Origin of the sequence: Rhizobium zaerense, assembly GCF_051810725.1 — a bacterium.
Lineage (GTDB): Bacteria > Pseudomonadota > Alphaproteobacteria > Rhizobiales > Rhizobiaceae > Rhizobium > Rhizobium leguminosarum_I.
The window spans coordinates 755,113-770,223 of record NZ_CM132690.1 but is presented as its reverse complement, the minus strand read 5'-3'; the positions used below and the strand labels follow the sequence as shown (position 1 = coordinate 770,223).

The 15,111-nt window shown below is 59.2% G+C and carries 12 protein-coding genes; 4 read left to right on the top strand and 8 right to left on the bottom strand.

The annotated features are described in order from the left end of the window. Positions 1 to 91: 91 nt before the first annotated feature. Positions 92 to 2,179, bottom strand: a complete 2,088-nt coding sequence (locus tag ACS4RR_RS03715; RefSeq protein WP_456189716.1) for a M3 family metallopeptidase — start codon at positions 2,177 to 2,179, stop codon at positions 92 to 94. 224 nt (positions 2,180 to 2,403) lie between these two features. Here ACS4RR_RS03715 and ACS4RR_RS03710 point away from each other — a divergent pair, with 224 nt between their 5' ends. Next, positions 2,404 to 2,835: a hypothetical protein gene (locus ACS4RR_RS03710; protein ID WP_456189715.1), complete on the top strand. Its 432-nt coding sequence runs from the start codon at positions 2,404 to 2,406 to the stop codon at positions 2,833 to 2,835. Between the two features lie 63 nt (positions 2,836 to 2,898). On the opposite strand, the gene ACS4RR_RS03705 is transcribed toward ACS4RR_RS03710, so the two are convergent. The 3 genes from ACS4RR_RS03705 to ACS4RR_RS03695 all read right to left on the bottom strand — a co-directional run bounded on the left by ACS4RR_RS03705 (position 2,899) and on the right by ACS4RR_RS03695 (position 5,562). Then, a complete protein-coding gene (locus ACS4RR_RS03705; protein WP_456189714.1) occupies positions 2,899 to 3,540 on the bottom strand; it encodes a LysE family translocator in 642 nt (213 codons plus the stop codon). 703 nt (positions 3,541 to 4,243) lie between these two features. Continuing rightward, on the bottom strand, positions 4,244 to 4,819 hold the full coding sequence (locus ACS4RR_RS03700) for a PIN domain-containing protein (RefSeq protein WP_168283346.1): 576 nt from the start codon (positions 4,817 to 4,819) through the stop codon (positions 4,244 to 4,246). Beyond that, a complete protein-coding gene (locus ACS4RR_RS03695; RefSeq protein ID WP_456189713.1) occupies positions 4,819 to 5,562 on the bottom strand; it encodes a hypothetical protein in 744 nt (247 codons plus the stop codon). Before ACS4RR_RS03695 ends, ACS4RR_RS03700 begins: the two co-directional genes overlap by 1 nt. A gap of 482 nt (positions 5,563 to 6,044) precedes the next feature. Between ACS4RR_RS03695 and ACS4RR_RS03690 the strand changes: the two genes are divergently transcribed. Continuing rightward, entirely contained in the window at positions 6,045 to 8,681 is a 2,637-nt protein-coding gene (locus ACS4RR_RS03690) for a UvrD-helicase domain-containing protein (RefSeq protein ID WP_456189712.1), read from the top strand. A 558-nt stretch (positions 8,682 to 9,239) separates the two neighbouring features. Here ACS4RR_RS03690 and ACS4RR_RS03685 read toward each other — a convergent pair. Then, positions 9,240 to 10,463 (bottom strand): argininosuccinate synthase, encoded by a 1,224-nt coding sequence (locus ACS4RR_RS03685; RefSeq protein ID WP_456189711.1) that lies wholly within the window; start codon positions 10,461 to 10,463, stop codon positions 9,240 to 9,242. A 177-nt stretch (positions 10,464 to 10,640) separates the two neighbouring features. Between ACS4RR_RS03685 and ACS4RR_RS03680 the strand changes: the two genes are divergently transcribed. Together ACS4RR_RS03680 and ACS4RR_RS03675 are read left to right on the top strand one after the other, a co-directional pair. Then, positions 10,641 to 11,492 carry an SDR family NAD(P)-dependent oxidoreductase gene (locus ACS4RR_RS03680; RefSeq protein WP_456189710.1) on the top strand — a complete coding sequence of 284 codons (852 nt, stop codon included), beginning with the start codon at positions 10,641 to 10,643 and terminating at the stop codon, positions 11,490 to 11,492. Between the two features lie 85 nt (positions 11,493 to 11,577). Then, positions 11,578 to 12,219, top strand: coding sequence for a LysE family translocator (locus ACS4RR_RS03675; protein WP_170257147.1), 642 nt, complete (start codon positions 11,578 to 11,580; stop codon positions 12,217 to 12,219). A gap of 74 nt (positions 12,220 to 12,293) precedes the next feature. On the opposite strand, the gene ACS4RR_RS03670 is transcribed toward ACS4RR_RS03675, so the two are convergent. From ACS4RR_RS03670 to ACS4RR_RS03660, 3 genes are all read right to left on the bottom strand, one after another. After that, on the bottom strand, positions 12,294 to 13,088 hold the full coding sequence (locus tag ACS4RR_RS03670; protein ID WP_162116886.1) for an ABC transporter ATP-binding protein: 795 nt from the start codon (positions 13,086 to 13,088) through the stop codon (positions 12,294 to 12,296). After that, positions 13,085 to 13,963, bottom strand: a complete 879-nt coding sequence (locus ACS4RR_RS03665) for an ABC transporter permease (protein WP_017966209.1) — start codon at positions 13,961 to 13,963, stop codon at positions 13,085 to 13,087. The genes ACS4RR_RS03670 and ACS4RR_RS03665 overlap by 4 nt, the downstream gene beginning before the upstream one ends. A gap of 122 nt (positions 13,964 to 14,085) precedes the next feature. Continuing rightward, positions 14,086 to 15,039, bottom strand: a complete 954-nt coding sequence (locus tag ACS4RR_RS03660) for an ABC transporter substrate-binding protein (protein WP_456189709.1) — start codon at positions 15,037 to 15,039, stop codon at positions 14,086 to 14,088. Between the last annotated feature and the right edge of the window lie 72 nt (positions 15,040 to 15,111).

Here is a 15,111-nt window from a genome sequence, read left to right as displayed (position 1 = left end):
CAGTTTTTTTTGCGTTTGCGAAAGGGGGGAACGCGCAAAAGCTGCGGCAAGGCTGTCGCCCCGCCGCATCATGGCATGTCATCAAATTGTCTTAGGCGTCGCTGCCTGTCAATTCCTCAAAGGTCGAAAGTCCTTTTTTGACGAGCATCGCATCCGGGCTCGGCAGCTTGCCGCGGAAGGCCTTGTAGGCGTCTTCCGGATCAACCGAACCGCCGACGGAATAGATATTGTCCTTGAGCTTGCGCGCCATCTCGCTGTTGAAGGCATCTCCCGTCTCCTCGAAGGCGGCAAAGGCGTCGGCGTCGAGCACCTCCGACCACATGTAGGAGTAATAGCCGGCCGAATAGCCGCCGGAGAAGATGTGCTGGAAGTGCGGCGTCGCATGGCGCATGACGATCGACTTCGGCATGCCGATCTCGGCCAGCACCTCGGCCTGAACCGCCATCGGGTCCTCGACGGCCGTTCTCGTGTGAAACGCCATGTCGACCAGCGCCGAGGAGGTGAACTCGACGGTATTGAAGCCAGCATTGAAGGTGCGGGCGGCCAGCACCTTGTCGAGCAGGGCCTGCGGCATCGGCTCGCCGGTTTCGACATGCACGGCATAGCGCTTCAGAATATCGGGCACCGTCAGCCAGTGCTCATAGAGCTGTGACGGCAGCTCGACGAAATCGCGCGAAACGCCGGTACCCGCAACCGAGGGATAGGTGACGTTCGAAAGCATGCCGTGCAGTGCATGGCCGAATTCGTGGAACAGTGTGCGGGCATCATCGAGCGACAGCAGCGCCGGCTTGCCTTCCGCCGGCTTGGCGAAGTTGCAGACATTGTAGATGATCGGCAATTCGCCGTGGCGGCCGTTCTTCAGCTCCAGTCTGTGCTGCGATTGCAGCGAGCTCATCCAGGCGCCTGATCGTTTCGAACTGCGGGCGAAATAATCGCCGAGGAACAGGGCGACCAGCTTGTCCTCGCGATCCCTGATTTCGAACACTCTGACATCCGGGTGATAGGCGGCCACGCCCTTCTTCTCGACGACCCGGATGCCGAACAGCCGGCCGGCCACGTCGAAGCAGGCCTCGATGATCTTCTCGAGCTGCAGATAAGGCTTGAGTTCGGCCTCGGAGAAATCGAACTTCCGTGCGCGGATCTTTTCGGCATAGTGGCGCCAGTCCCAGGGCATCACCTCGTGGTTCCGGCCCTCTTCGGCGATCAGTGCCGCGATATCGATCTCCTCCTCGCCGGCGCGTTTCACCGCCCGCGCCCAGACGGACTTGAGCAGGCCGTTCACGGCCTCCGCCGTCTTCGCCATCGTATTGTCGAGCTTCAGCTCGGCAAAGTTGCCGTAGCCAAGCAGCGTCGCCACCTGATGCCGCAACGCCAGCGTTTCCTTGATGACGGCGCGATTGTCCGTCTCTCCATCGTTTTCGCCGCGCGCCACCCACGCCTTGAAAGCCTGCTCGCGCAGATCGCGGCGCTCCGAAAAGGTGAGGAAGGGCTCGATGATCGAGCGTGACAGCGTCACTGCATATTTGCCATCCTCGCCGCGTTCGCGTGCTGCCGCAGCCATTGCATCGCGCAGGAATTCCGGCAGCCCGTCGAGCTCGGCTCCATCAGACAGCACCAGCGCCCAGGCCTTCTCGTCGGCCAGCACGTTCTGGCCGAATTGCGTGCCGAGGCCGGCAAGCTTTTCATTGATCGCGGCGAGTTTTTCCTGCTCGGCCTTGTCAAGCTTGGCGCCCGATTTGACAAAGCCTTTCCAGTGGCGTTCCAGCACGCGTGTCTGTTCGAGCGTCAGCCCAAGGCTCTCGCGGTTCTCCCAGAGCGTGTCGATGCGGGCAAAAAGTGCTGCATTCATCCCGATCTTCGAATAGTGGCGCGACATCTTCGGCGAGATCTCCCGCTCCAGCGCCTGGATCACATCATTGGTATGCGCGCCTGCCTTGTTCCAGAACAGCGCCGAAACGCGCGACAGTGCGTCGCCGGCAATCTCCAGCGCCACGACCGTATTGTCGAATGTCGGCGCATCGCCGTTTCCGGCAATCTCGTCGATCTCCCTTTCATGCGCGGCAAGCGCGGCTTCGAAGGCAGCGGCGAAATCACCGTCATCCAGGGCATCGAAACGCGGCAAGCCGTGAAGACCGTCCCAGGTCACCAGCGCCGGATTGAAATCATGTGGAGAAGACATCGGAGAATTCCTTTTTGGCATGCAAGTGGATCGTCAATATAGGAGAGCCGTCACAGAATTGGTATGTTGCCGGGATGGCCTTTTGCCTCGCCTGCCAATCTTGTGGACTGTCAAATCTGATGGACGACAATTGATACGTGAAAATTAACCAATCGTTAACGATTGACGCGAATCACGCGCAGGCGCTAGTTTCCTGATGTTCTTCTTGTAAGGGGACATGCGCCATGGAAGTTTTTTCTGTGCGGTCTTCTCAGAGTTTGCTTTTTAAAAACAATCCCAATAACGCAAAAAGTTCGAAGACCTCTGATATTGAAATCGAGACCAGAGCTCCCGCCCCGGCCTCGTTCCAGATCGAAGACGATGTTGGCGAAGGCCCGGATTTCACCGCGGTCAGCGCGGGAGAACTGCGCAATTATGCACGCCAGAGTTTCGACAGCGGCCTGATCGATCGGAACACCTACGCCGCGATCTCCGAACCGCTGCCAATGCATGCGATCGATCCGCTCGGCAACATCGTCGATCTCTCCAGTGTCACCGACGGCACCAGCTTCAATTTTCTCGATTATTACAAGAGCCAGCTGCAGGTCGCCATGTCGATCGGCGATTCTGACGAGGTCCAGACGCTGAACTCGATCGTCAGCTTCCTGGACGGCTGATCGGCATGACGCCGAAAAGTATGATGTGAGGAGCGAAGCTGAAAGATCGCGACGCGCTTTAGGTCAAGCCTTGCGCCAGCCGAGCAGGCCGGGCGTTGCGTGCCAGAGCGCCTGGGCGGCAAATCCCATGAAGAGCACGCCCGAGCAGCGCACGATCAGCCGCTCATGGGCGCGATAGAAGCGCCGCACCGTACCGGCGCCGATGATGCCGATCAGGATGATGTCGGCCGTCACGAAACCGACGAAGGACACGCCGAGCAGCACCGGCAGCGCCTCGAAATCGAGCGCGCCGGCCGAGCCGGCAACGAGCGCGGTGAAGGTGGCGAGCGCCACCGGATAACCCTTCGGATTGGTGACGCCGAATATCAGACCGCGGCGAAACGGCCGCTCGACCACAACAAGCGCCTGCCCCTCCGTTTTCGGCTTGGCATTGACGGCGCTCCAGCCGATCCAAGCGAGGTAGAAGCCGCAGGCAAGGCCGAGCAGGTCGAAGACGAAGGTTCCGATCGTCTTTGCGCCGACGATCGCGATCAGCGCCAGCGACGACCAGATGAGATCCCCGACCAGATGCCCCATCATGAAGAAGGCGCCGGCCTTGCGCCCCTGCCCGGCCCCGATGCCGAGCAACTGCAGGAAGGCGGGGCCTGGAATGAGCACGTAGAACAGCGCCGCCAGAAAGGCGCCGAAGAGCAAAGACTGCGTCATGGAAATGCTCCGGAGGATGATGACGGCAGACTAAGCGATCGCTGCCGTCCGTCAAGGGTGGTGCATTGGCACGAAGAGTGGGATCAGGTAGCAAACGTACCGGAGGCGGGCTTTCGGCCCGAGGCGGACACTTGGCGACGTCATACTTTTATGACGGCTGGCTATTGGTGGACGTAAGTTGCGGGCACCACAACGTACCCTATAATCTCAGGTTGCGTGGGTACCGTTTTGTAATCGTAGACGATTTGCACCTCCTCGTGGAGGCCTTGGAAGCTCTCGAACAGGAGGGCGAGAATGATGCCGTCTTGCCCGACCATCCGGCGTCCGATCCAGTGTGTCAACGCGGAGGAGCTTCCTTTCGCGTACGATATGCTCTCAAGCGTTGCCCCAGCATCTATACCCCGCTTAAATCCCACGGCAACGATCGCATCGAAATTCGCCAATGCGGTTCCGTGGAAGACGACGAGCGGGTTATCCTCGAGCTCCAATGGAAAAACACGGTAGTCTTCGCTGACATGCATATCTGATGGTAGCGCGTATTCCGGCGCGTCTTTTCCCTTGAGTTTATTAATCTAATGTGCTTTCCGGTGACATCGACGACCTCGCCCCGTGACCCACAACCGCGATCTCGTTCCCTGCAGCCTTGCTGATTCCTTACGCAGGAGAGACTCAAGACTATAACGGCGATCATTGAGACACGATCTCAGGCTTCTGGCTGATCGTCGTCGTCGCTTAAATTGATCTTCCTGCGTGGGGCATCGTACGGCAGCGGTATCTGCGCGGCCGCCATCGGGATCGGTAAGCTGCTGATACCTACCGTCCTTAGACCTCTGGCAGAGGCGAATTTCGCGAGGTTGCCGTCGTCGGTGTAGATCACTTTGACACCGGCCACGTGTGCGATCGCCACAATCTGCCGATCGAACTTGACCTTTGCCCAAGGTCCCTGGACACCGCCGCGCTTGTCACCGCCGTCAATCGCTCGTTTTTCCATATCCGCCAGCTCAACGGCGGCGCGTTCGTCGAAGGGTTCGATCCTGAACGCCGCCGATCGCCGGAAATGCTCTACCATAGCGCTGCGATCGCCCGGGGCCGACCTGACGAGCACCTCGCTCAAGACCGGCGTGGGAATGACGATCTTGATCTTGTCCTTGCCGAGCTGCTGCACCAGCCCGTCCACCCGATCCTTGGCGTGACTGATCTGATTACCCTGCGCATCCTTAGCGACCATGACATCCGGTCGCACGAGCATGAGCAGCATGTTGGTGTCGAAAACTACCATCAGTTTGCATCATCTCCCTCACCGCGCAACTCACGGATTTCTTCCCAAGCATCGCCACCTTCACCCCACGTGCCAGGAGACCGCCTGAGGGCCTCAACCAACTCCGCCAGGGGAGTGTCGTCCAACTTGATGAAATCGGAGATTATGAAGTGGGCGAGCGTCCAGCCGCCGCTTTCGGGGCGGTGCCATTCACCGGTGCCGATGAAGCGGAGCTCACCACCGAAAATGTGCTGCCCGAGAGTGCGCGCCACTTCACGTGTTGTGGTGCACCGATAGCTCTTCTCGCCATCCTGGATGGTCACGGGTACCGTCTTGTCCTTGCCACCGAGTTTGATGACCACCCCGTCGATCGTACCGGCTTGGGTTACAACCTCCGGCTTCGGCGGGGCAGGCATGTACTTGCCTGGGAACTTCAATAGTTGCGCCCCGTCGTGCTGAAAGCTTAGCTCACCCGTTGCATCATCCGCCTTCAGTAGTTCGTTAACTACCTTAAAGGCATTCAAGTGAACGACTTCCGCGTCACCCCGGGCGACGCGAGCAATCCGCTCTTCAACCTGCGGGGCGGCTTCTTCCTCTATACGGTGCACGATGCATGTGCTGCCGGGTTCCAGCTTTTCGAAGTGGACCTCGGTTCGCTCGCCGAGCACGGCCGCGAGCGCGACGAGGTACTCCCCCAAACGATCCATAGGGATCGTTTGGGGGCTGTACGCATCAATTTTAAAGCGCAGCTCAAGGTCGCTCACAGAATTCCCCGTTCATTTGCGTCACGATATCATGCAGATGGCGGTTGCGGAACTGGTAACCGCCTACCATCGACAATGAGCTTGAAGAGCCTGAGGACTTCGTCGACTGATTTGGACCCATCGCGACCAATGCTTCTCATAAAGCTCGTCAACGATAGTGTTGCGCGCTCGATATCCTCCAGAGCACTTCAAGCTGTGGCTTCGTTTTCTAGGCGTACTGTCGCTGGTAGAGCGGAATCAAGTAGCGCCTTTTGCCCTCGAAGAGTTCGATGATCGATCATGGTACATGGCTTCATGGATAAATGTTCCGAGCAGGATCGAGGGGGAACAGTAGGTGTGATCAAGACGTTGCAGCGGAAGATTCTGGAAGGAGGGCACTATCCACAGGTCGTTAAGATATTCGAAACCCAAACTTGCACTTTTGCTTCGCGCCTAAATATAGTGATCTGGGCGAAGCAAGCAGAGCATGCAGGGGCAGTCACTTGGATTACAAACCGCAGAAGTTAGTTGCGACCGCGACGCAGGCCATCAGTTACTACACAACGAAAACTTTCGACCGTTCCCTATCCAAGGCGATCCGCGACGGCGGACAAAATCGAAAGAAGGCAGACAAGGTACGAATCGTCCTCGGAAGTCTGCGGGATCTTGATCCATTCGCTAGTATTTCTCCCACCAATCACGGTGAAACTCGGATTTCGAACGCCGTCAAATATGATCTTGGTGACGGATGGCGATTGGTAACCCAGCAGCACGAGAAGGCATGCGTCTTCCTGTTCGTCGGAGATCACGAGGATGTTGACAAATGGCTTGACGGCCAAAAGGGGCTTCAGTTTGCGGTTCGTGACGCGCGGGCTGTAGTGGTTCCCGGAGCAGGCGAGGAGATATCGCACCGGGGTTGGCATCGGGCGGATCACCACGACAAGCCTCTCGCGGATCGGCTGGATCAAGAAGCCATGGATCACGCCCTTCGAGACGTTACCCGTAGCGTGGCTCGTCGGCTTGAAGCGTTGGACGCCCGTTCTTCTACTAAAGAGCTTGAAGCGATCCTATCCGATGTCCCCGAGCCCACTCGGCAATTCGTCTATAGCGTATTCAACCTGTTGCTCGCGGGAAATTACGATGGTGCTCAAGATCAGGTCGATCTGAGCCTTGGTCGGATCAGTTCGCTGGAAAAAGTTGATGAAAGCGAACTTCTTGAAGTCAAAGACGGGGAGGATATCCGACGCCTTCGTCTCGGGTCGAAGGAATACGAAGACTGGCTAACGTCCTTCGAGAAGCGTTCGTCCTGGCAAGAATGGTTTCTGTATCTTCACCCAGAACAGGAGAAGGTTGTTCAGGCCAACTATCCGGGTGTTTCCCAGTTGTCCGGCGTTTCCGGAGCGGGAAAGACCTGCGTGGCCGTCCGTCGAGCGCTACGACTGGCCGAAGGCGAAGGCTCTCGCGTTCTGTTGCTGACCTTGAACCGCAGCTTGGCCGGTCTTTTGACGCAGTTGGTAGAATCCTCGTGCATCAACGAAGACGTCCGTGGCCGTATCGAGGTGACGTCGTTCTTTGAGTTGGCGCAGCGTCTACTGCATGAGTTCGAGCCAAGTAATGATCTTCTGTATTCTGATGTCACTTGGAAGCATGATGAACACGTCGATCTGATATTCCGTGAATACTATCGACAGTGGCTAAACAATTCGACCGCGAAGGTCCTGCTACCGCTCCATAAGTCGCTGACCGCGCGAGGAGTCAACAGCGAGACTTACGTCCGCGAGGAGTTCGATTGGATCCGCAGCGCCGTCGCTCTGGACGCTCGCAAGACCTACCTCGACATGGAGCGAAAGGGCCGAAAGTTCGGGATTTTGTCAGAACGAAGGGCCGATATACTTCAAGGGTTAGCTGGTTGGGAAAGGAAGATGCGCGATATCGGTGTCGTCGACTACCTAGGGCTCACGGCTGCCCTTTCGAAGCATCTGCCATCAATTAAGGCACGCTATACCCATATTCTCGTAGACGAGGCCCAGGACTTCGGAACCACCGAGCTGAGCGTCGTCCGGCAGTTGGTTCCTGTCGCACCAAATGACATCTTCCTGTGTGGCGACATCGCGCAAACCATTCTCCCGAAACATCGCAACCTGGTGGAGGCTGGGATCACTGCAGTTAGTCGCGAGCGAATCCAGAAAAATTATCGGAACAGTCGCGAGATATTGAAAGCGGCGTACGAGGTCTTGAGCAAGAACCTCAGCGAGGACATGCTCGATAGCGAGGATCTCGAAATCCTAGATCCCAAGTTCGCGAATTTCAGCGGGCATGTACCAATGGCCCTTGCGGCTGAGACACTAGAGGAGGAGATCGCATATGCGCGCGCCTACGCGCAAACCTCCCTTCTGGGGGGAGCGCGAACTGTCTGTATCGCTTTCGCTGGCTTTTCTGCGAGGGATGTCAAGGCGTTCGCCGCCAGATGTGGTGCGACAGCATTAGACGGTGCCTACGATCCCAGCAGCGATCCGCTAGTATTCTGCGACTTGGAGCAGACAAAGGGATATGAGTTTGATGTTCTCATAATTCTGAACTGCCGCGACGGCGTGCTTCCTCCTCACGATGCTCCCGAGGAGGAGGCCTATCGAGCCTCTTGTAAGCTGTATGTCGCGATGACCCGCGCCAAACGAGAGCTTGTGCTTTCGTTCCACGATAAGGCCAGCCCATGGATCGAAGAGGTTAGCGAGACAATCGGTGCTGACTTCTGGAAGGAAGTTGAGGTTCTGCCGGAGGGGATCGACCAACTGGTTCCGGAATGCCTGCCGGAGATAGAACCCGATAAGGAGTACGACGATTTGGGCAAATCGACCGGACTCCAGTTTGTCTACTCCAACGCAGCCCTGAAGCTTTCGCTCGAAGCACAAGACAAGCTGATTGAGTTGGTGGATGGAAAAGGGCTGCGTTCCGCCGGGACAGGTATGGGCGGCAGACGCTTGCGCTGGCAGAACATGCAGACAGCCTTAGCGGATTTGCGCGAAAGCAGGCGCAGTGACAACCAATTTGGTCCAGTCGTGGCGACGGAGATACGAGCCTTGGCGGCACGACTTGTCATATCTAACGAAGCCGATCGCCCAATCTTGTCATTGCCATCTTGAGCCACGCGTTCCTCGCAGAACAGCGAGGAACGTCGCTTGGCATCATCGCAGATTGCCTTGTAACTGGATGGGGCCTGCGCTGATTAGCCAATCGGTCGGGCCCGAGACGTCAAAGATCTATGAGTTCGACTTCTGCTCCGCTAGGCGATGAGAGCCCGCTTTTGGCGTCAGAGCCAACCACACTTGACGCGAAGCTGGCCCCGGCGACATGACAACCAAGGAAGCCTTAAACTCGCCGCTCCTGCCGAATCAAGGACGAGGAACTGCGGCTAAAGAGCACCGAAGCGTATAGGCGTGGTGGCGCGCCGGATGAGATTCCGAATTGCACGTGGGAGTAATGTCTACGGAGTCTGCTTTGCTGCGCTCCTCGCCAGAAGTGGCCTCTCCGCTACCGGCCCCGTAGCGGTCGTCTATCCAAGCCGAGCCGATGTCCGTTTGTCATGCAATCCGGCCATCCAGAACGCTCTATGAACTTGGTGGCGTTTGCTACCTCACTCCACGAAAAAGCCCGCGCGGCAATGCCGGCGGGCCCGTATCCGGTTCGAAGGCGAACCGTGATTACTTCACGAGGTTGCGCTTGGCGAGCGTGCGCAGGCGCAACGCATTGAGCTTGATGAAGCCGGCCGCATCCTTCTGGTCGTAGGCGCCCTGATCGTCCTCGAAGGTGACGAGCTTGTCGGAATAGAGCGACTTTTCGCTTTCGCGGCCGATGACCATGACATTGCCCTTGTAGAGCTTCAGCGTCACTTCGCCTTCGACATGCTCCTGGCTCTTGTCGATCAGCGCCTGCAGCATCTCGCGCTCCGGCGAGAACCAGAAGCCGTAATAGATCAGGTCGGCGTAACGCGGCATGATGTCGTCCTTGAGATGGGCAGCACCCCGGTCGAGCGTGATCGATTCGATGGCGCGGTGCGCCGTAAGCAGGATGGTGCCGCCTGGTGTCTCATAGACGCCGCGCGACTTCATGCCGACAAAGCGGTTCTCGACGAGGTCGAGACGGCCGATGCCGTTGTCACGGCCGTAATTGTTGAGCGCAGCCAGCAGCGTCGCCGGGCTCATGCGCACGCCATTGATCGAAACCGCGTCCCCCCTCTCGAAGCCGACCTTGATGGTCGTCGCCTTGTCGGGTGCCGCCTCCGGCGAAATGGTGCGCATATGCACATATTCAGGCGCCTCCTTGGAGGGGTCCTCGAGAACCTTGCCCTCGGAAGAGGAATGCAGAAGGTTGGCGTCGACGGAGAACGGCGCCTCGCCCATCTTGTCCTTGGCAACCGGGATCTGATGCTGCTCGGCAAAGGCCAGCAGATCGGTGCGGCTCTTGAACGACCAGTCGCGCCACGGCGCGATGATCTTGATATCGGGGTTCAGGGCATAGGCGGAGAGTTCGAAACGGACCTGGTCGTTGCCCTTGCCGGTCGCGCCGTGGGCGATCGCATCGGCGCCGGTCTTCTTGGCGATATCGATCAGATGCTTGGAAATCAACGGACGGGCGATCGAGGTGCCAAGCAGGTAGACGCCCTCATAGACCGCATTGGCGCGGAACATCGGGAAGACGAAATCGCGCACGAATTCCTCGCGCACATCCTCGATGTAGATCTCCTTGATGCCGAGCATCTCGGCCTTCTTGCGCGCCGGCTCCAGCTCTTCGCCCTGGCCGAGATCGGCGGTGAAGGTGACGACTTCGGCGCCGAGCTCCGTCTGCAGCCACTTCAGGATGATCGAGGTGTCGAGGCCGCCGGAATAGGCGAGAACGACTTTCTTCACGTCTTTGTACGATGCCATGATGATGAGGTCCGTTGCATAAAAGGCCCGGCAAAACCCGGTGTCGCGGCACTTTTAGCGAGATTGGCGCGTGACGCAAGGGCAACTGCGACGCTGATGGTGCCGATAGCGTTTGACAGGGCGAAAGCGGAGCCCATATTCGCCAGCGTCCGCAAATGCTCGAGGAGAGGTTGCCCCGTGACGAATATTCAAGACATTTTCAGAAAATCCAATGTTGCCGTCATCACCGGCGGCGCCTCCGGCATCGGTCTTGCCGCGGCGAAATATTTCGCCGGACGTGGCATGAGCGTCGCCATCGCCGATCTTGGCGGCGATCGGCTGGCCGACGCCGCAAATGAACTCAAGGCCATTGCCGGCGAGGAAAATGTGATGGCGGTCGAAACCGACGTCGCCAGCAGAGATCTGCTGGAAGCTCTCGAGCGCGCCGTGCTCCAGCGCTTCGGCCGTGTGCACGTGTTGATGAACAATGCCGGCATCGGCCCGGAAACCTCGATCTTCAGCCCACAGGCGAACTGGGACAATATCTTCGCCGTCAACCTGATGGGCGTGATCAACGGCACGCGCACCTTCGGCCCGAAGATGCTGTCGCACGGCGAGCCGGGCCTGATCATCAACACCGGCTCCAAGCAGGGCATCACCACGCCACCCGGCAACCCCGCCTACAACATCTCCAAGGCTGGTGTGAAAGTCTTCACCGAAGCGCTGCAGCATGAGCTTCGCAACACCGAAGGCGGAAAGATTTCCGCCCATCTTCTGATCCCCGGCTTCGTCTTCACCGGCCTCACCAAGGGCGACCGCGCGGAAAAACCGGCCGCTGCCTGGACGCCGGAGCAGACCATCGATTTCATGGTCGAAAGCCTCGAACACGGCGATTTCTATATTCTCTGCCCCGACAATGATGTGGCGCGTCCGGTCGACGAGCGCCGGATGGCCTGGGCGGCCGGCGATATCATTGAGAACCGCCCGCCGCTGTCACGCTGGCACAAGGACTACGCCGACAAGTTCAAGGCGTTCCTCGAACAGAAGTAATAGGCCCCATCACAAGGTTTGATTGGTAATTTTCTGAAAGCTGGTTAAGAGGTCCCCAGATCCTTTCCGGCTTTCAGAGTATGTCATGGATTTTCTGCCCAGCCTGCCGACCCTTCTCGCCTTTGCCGCCGCGACGCTGCTGCTCGCGGCGACCCCTGGCCCCGACATGACGCTGTCGATCAGCCGCGCGCTCGCCCAGGGCAAAAAGGCGGCTCTCTTCGTTGTCGTCGGCACCAGCCTCGGCATCGTCGTCCACACCATGCTGGTCGCTTTCGGCATTTCGGCGCTGATCACCGCCTCGCCGACCGCCTTCCTGATCCTGAAGACCGGCGGTGCCGCCTATCTGCTCTGGCTGGCGGTGCAGGCGGTCCGCTTCGGCTCGAAGCTCATCGTCGCCAAGGTCGAGGAGCAGAAGGGCACGCCACTTTCGAACATTTCGTCAGGCTTCTGGGTCAATCTTCTGAACCCCAAGGTCATCATCTTCTTCATGACCTTCCTGCCGCAATTCGTCAGCGCCGGCGATCCAGCCGTCACCCAAAAGCTGCTCTTTCTCGGCTTCTGCTTCATCCTGATCGGCATGCCGATCAACGCCAGCATCGTCTTTGCCGCCGACTGGCTGGCCTCCTGGCTTCAGAACAATAAGAAAGTGCTGCGCGGCATGGACTACACCTTTGCCGGCGTCTTCTCGGTCTTCGCTGCGAAGATCCTGCTCACCCAGGCACGTTGATCGGCCGATCAGCACGCGGCCGGTCTAACCGATCAGCACGCTGTCGGCATCAGCCGATCAGCGCGCTGTCGGCGTTAGCCGATCAGCAACGCGTCGTCATCCAGCGTCTGGCCGCGCATCTTGCGGAACATGGCGATCAGGTCTTCAACCTGCAGGTTCTTTCTGTTGTCGCCTGCCACGTCGAGAACAATTTCGCCGCCGTGCAGCATGATCGTACGATGGCCGTAATCCAGAGCCTGGCGCATGGAATGTGTCACCATCATCGTCGTCAGCTTGCGCTCGGTAACGATCTTCTGCGTGAGGTTCATCACGAACTCCGCCATGCCCGGGTCGAGTGCCGCCGTATGTTCGTCGAGCAGCAGCACTTCCGAGCCCGCCAGCGTCGCCATGACAAGCGAAACAGCTTGCCGCTGCCCACCGGACAACAGGTCCATGCGGTCCTTCAGCCGGTTTTCCAGGCCGAGATTGAGTTCGGCAATCCGCTCGCGGAAATAGTCGCGCCTGATACCACCGAGCGCCGGTGCAAGCCCGCGCTTCTCGCCGCGACGGGCAGCCAACGCAAGATTTTCCTCGATCGACAATGCGCCGCAGCTTCCCGTCAATGGATCCTGGAATACGCGCGCGACCAGACCGGCTCGGGCCGCCGTCGACCTGCGCGTCACCTCGTTCTTGCCGATCAGCACCTGCCCTTCGCTCGGCAGCACGTCACCGGCGAGCACGCCGAGCAGCGTCGATTTGCCGGCGCCGTTGGAGCCGATGACGGTGACGAAAGAGCCTTGCTCTATGGTCAGGCTGACGCCGTTCAGCGCCTGCTTCTGCAGCGGCGTGCCGCGTCCAAAAACGACCTTGATGTCCTTGACACTGATCACGATGCGGCACCTCGACGAAGTCGGGGAAGAATGAGCGCAAAGGTCACCAGCATCGCCGTGACGAAATTCAGGTCGGACGCCTGAAGGCCGATGACGTCGCTCGAAAGCGCCAGCTGGATCGCGATGCGATAGAGGATCGAGCCGAGCACGCAGCCGATCAACGCGATCAGCAGACCGCGGCGCCCAAGCAGCGTCTCGCCGATGATGACGGCAGCCAGACCGACGACGATCGTGCCGACGCCCGAGGTGACGTCGGCAAAGCCGTTGGTCTGGGCAAACAGCGCGCCGCCGAGCGCCACCAGCGCATTCGAGATCGCCATGCCGAGATAGATCTGCCGGCTGGTGTCGACGCCCTGGGCCCGCGCCATCCTTGCATTGGCGCCGGTCGCCCGCATTGCCAGCCCCGCATCGCTTTCCAGGAAACGCCAGACCAGGATGAGCGCGATGACCACCAGAACACCGACGAAGAGCGGCCGCACGTAGAAATCGCGAAGGCCGTGGCCGAAGAACGGGCTGATCATCGTGTCGGCATTGATGAGGGCGACATTGGGTTTGCCCATCACGCGCAGATTGACGGAAAACAGCGCGATCATCGTCAGGATCGAGGCGAGCAGGTTGAGGATCTTGAAGCGCACGTTGAGCAGCGCCGTCACCATGCCCGCAGCGGCACCGGCCGCCATGGCGATCAGAGCCGCAAGCCAGGCATTGACGCCGGCAATGATCAGTACGGCCGTCACCGCCGCGCCAAGCGGAAAGGAGCCATCGACCGTCAGGTCGGGAAAATCCAGAACTCGAAAGGCGAGATAGACCCCGAGAGCGACGAAAGAATAAACCAGGCCGAGCTCGACGGCCCCCCAGAATGCGATTTGGCTCAAGGCTTTCAGCCCCTTTTTATGTCCGTTCCGCCCGTCGCGAAACCGCAGCGTTTTAATACGAAGAGCCGCCCCCGTGCAAACGGGAGCGGCTGTATCCAACTAAACGTCGAAGTAACGGCCGATTATTCAATGACCTTATTGGCGCGGGAAAGCACGCTTTGCGGCAGCGTGACGCCCATCTTCGCGGCCGCCGCCTTGTTGACGACGAGGTCGCTGCCGGCGGCGGTCTTGACCGCGATGTCGCCCGGGTTCTCGCCCTTCAGCACGCGCACGACGATCTCGCCGGTCTGCTTGCCGACATCATAATAGTTGAAGCCGAGAGCGGCGATCGAGCCGCGCGAAACCGAATCCGTATCGGCGGTAAAGAGCGGCAGCTTGCTCTCCTCGGCAACGGCGACAGCACCTTCAAGCGCGGAGATGATCGTGTTGTCGGTCGGAATGTAGATCACATCGGCGCGGCCGACGAGCGCACGCGCCGCACCCTGGACCTCGGCCGATTTGGTGGCGGCCGATTCGACCACCTTGAGGCCAGCCTTTTCGGCTTCAGCCTTCAGCACGGCGAGCAGCGAAACGGAATTCGCCTCGCCGGAATTGTAGAGATAGCCGATGGTTTTCACATCAGGCAGGATTTCCTTGATCAGCGCTATGTGCTCGGCGACCGGCGACATGTCGGAGAGGCCGGTGACATTGCTGCCGGGCTTGTCCATGTTCTTGACGAGCTGGGCGCCGAGCGGATCGGACACGGCCGTGAAGACGACAGGAATGTCACGTGTCGAGGAAACGACGGCCTGGGCCGAGGGCGTTGAAATCGGCACGATGACATTGGGCTCGTCGCCGGCGAACTGGCGGGCGATCTGGGCTGCCGTCGCCGGGTTGCCCTGCGCCGACTCGAACACGAATTTCAGGTTCTCGCCTTCCTTGTAGCCGGCGGCCGTCAGCGCATCGAGAACGCCCTTGCGCGCCGCATCGAGCGCCGGATGTTCGACGATCGCCGTCACGGCGACGGTGACGTCATCGGCCTTTGCGGGCAGGGAAACGGCCAAACTGGCGGCAAGAGCGAGCAAAATCGGGCGCATGGGGATCCTCCTGAATGATTTTGGGGGCACTTTTAGGAAAAGCGCCCCCTGAAATCAATCGCGGAGAATTGT

Coding starts and splice junctions, on each gene's coding strand:
- ACS4RR_RS03685 (WP_456189711.1), bottom strand. CDS start 10,463: ATGGCATCGTACAAAGACGTGAAGAAAGTCGTTCTCGCCTATTCCGGC.
- ACS4RR_RS03675 (WP_170257147.1), top strand. CDS start 11,578: ATGGATTTTCTGCCCAGCCTGCCGACCCTTCTCGCCTTTGCCGCCGCG.
- ACS4RR_RS03705 (WP_456189714.1), bottom strand. CDS start 3,540: ATGACGCAGTCTTTGCTCTTCGGCGCCTTTCTGGCGGCGCTGTTCTAC.
- ACS4RR_RS03710 (WP_456189715.1), top strand. CDS start 2,404: ATGGAAGTTTTTTCTGTGCGGTCTTCTCAGAGTTTGCTTTTTAAAAAC.
- ACS4RR_RS03700 (WP_168283346.1), bottom strand. CDS start 4,819: ATGGTAGTTTTCGACACCAACATGCTGCTCATGCTCGTGCGACCGGAT.
- ACS4RR_RS03715 (WP_456189716.1), bottom strand. CDS start 2,179: ATGTCTTCTCCACATGATTTCAATCCGGCGCTGGTGACCTGGGACGGT.
- ACS4RR_RS03660 (WP_456189709.1), bottom strand. CDS start 15,039: ATGCGCCCGATTTTGCTCGCTCTTGCCGCCAGTTTGGCCGTTTCCCTG.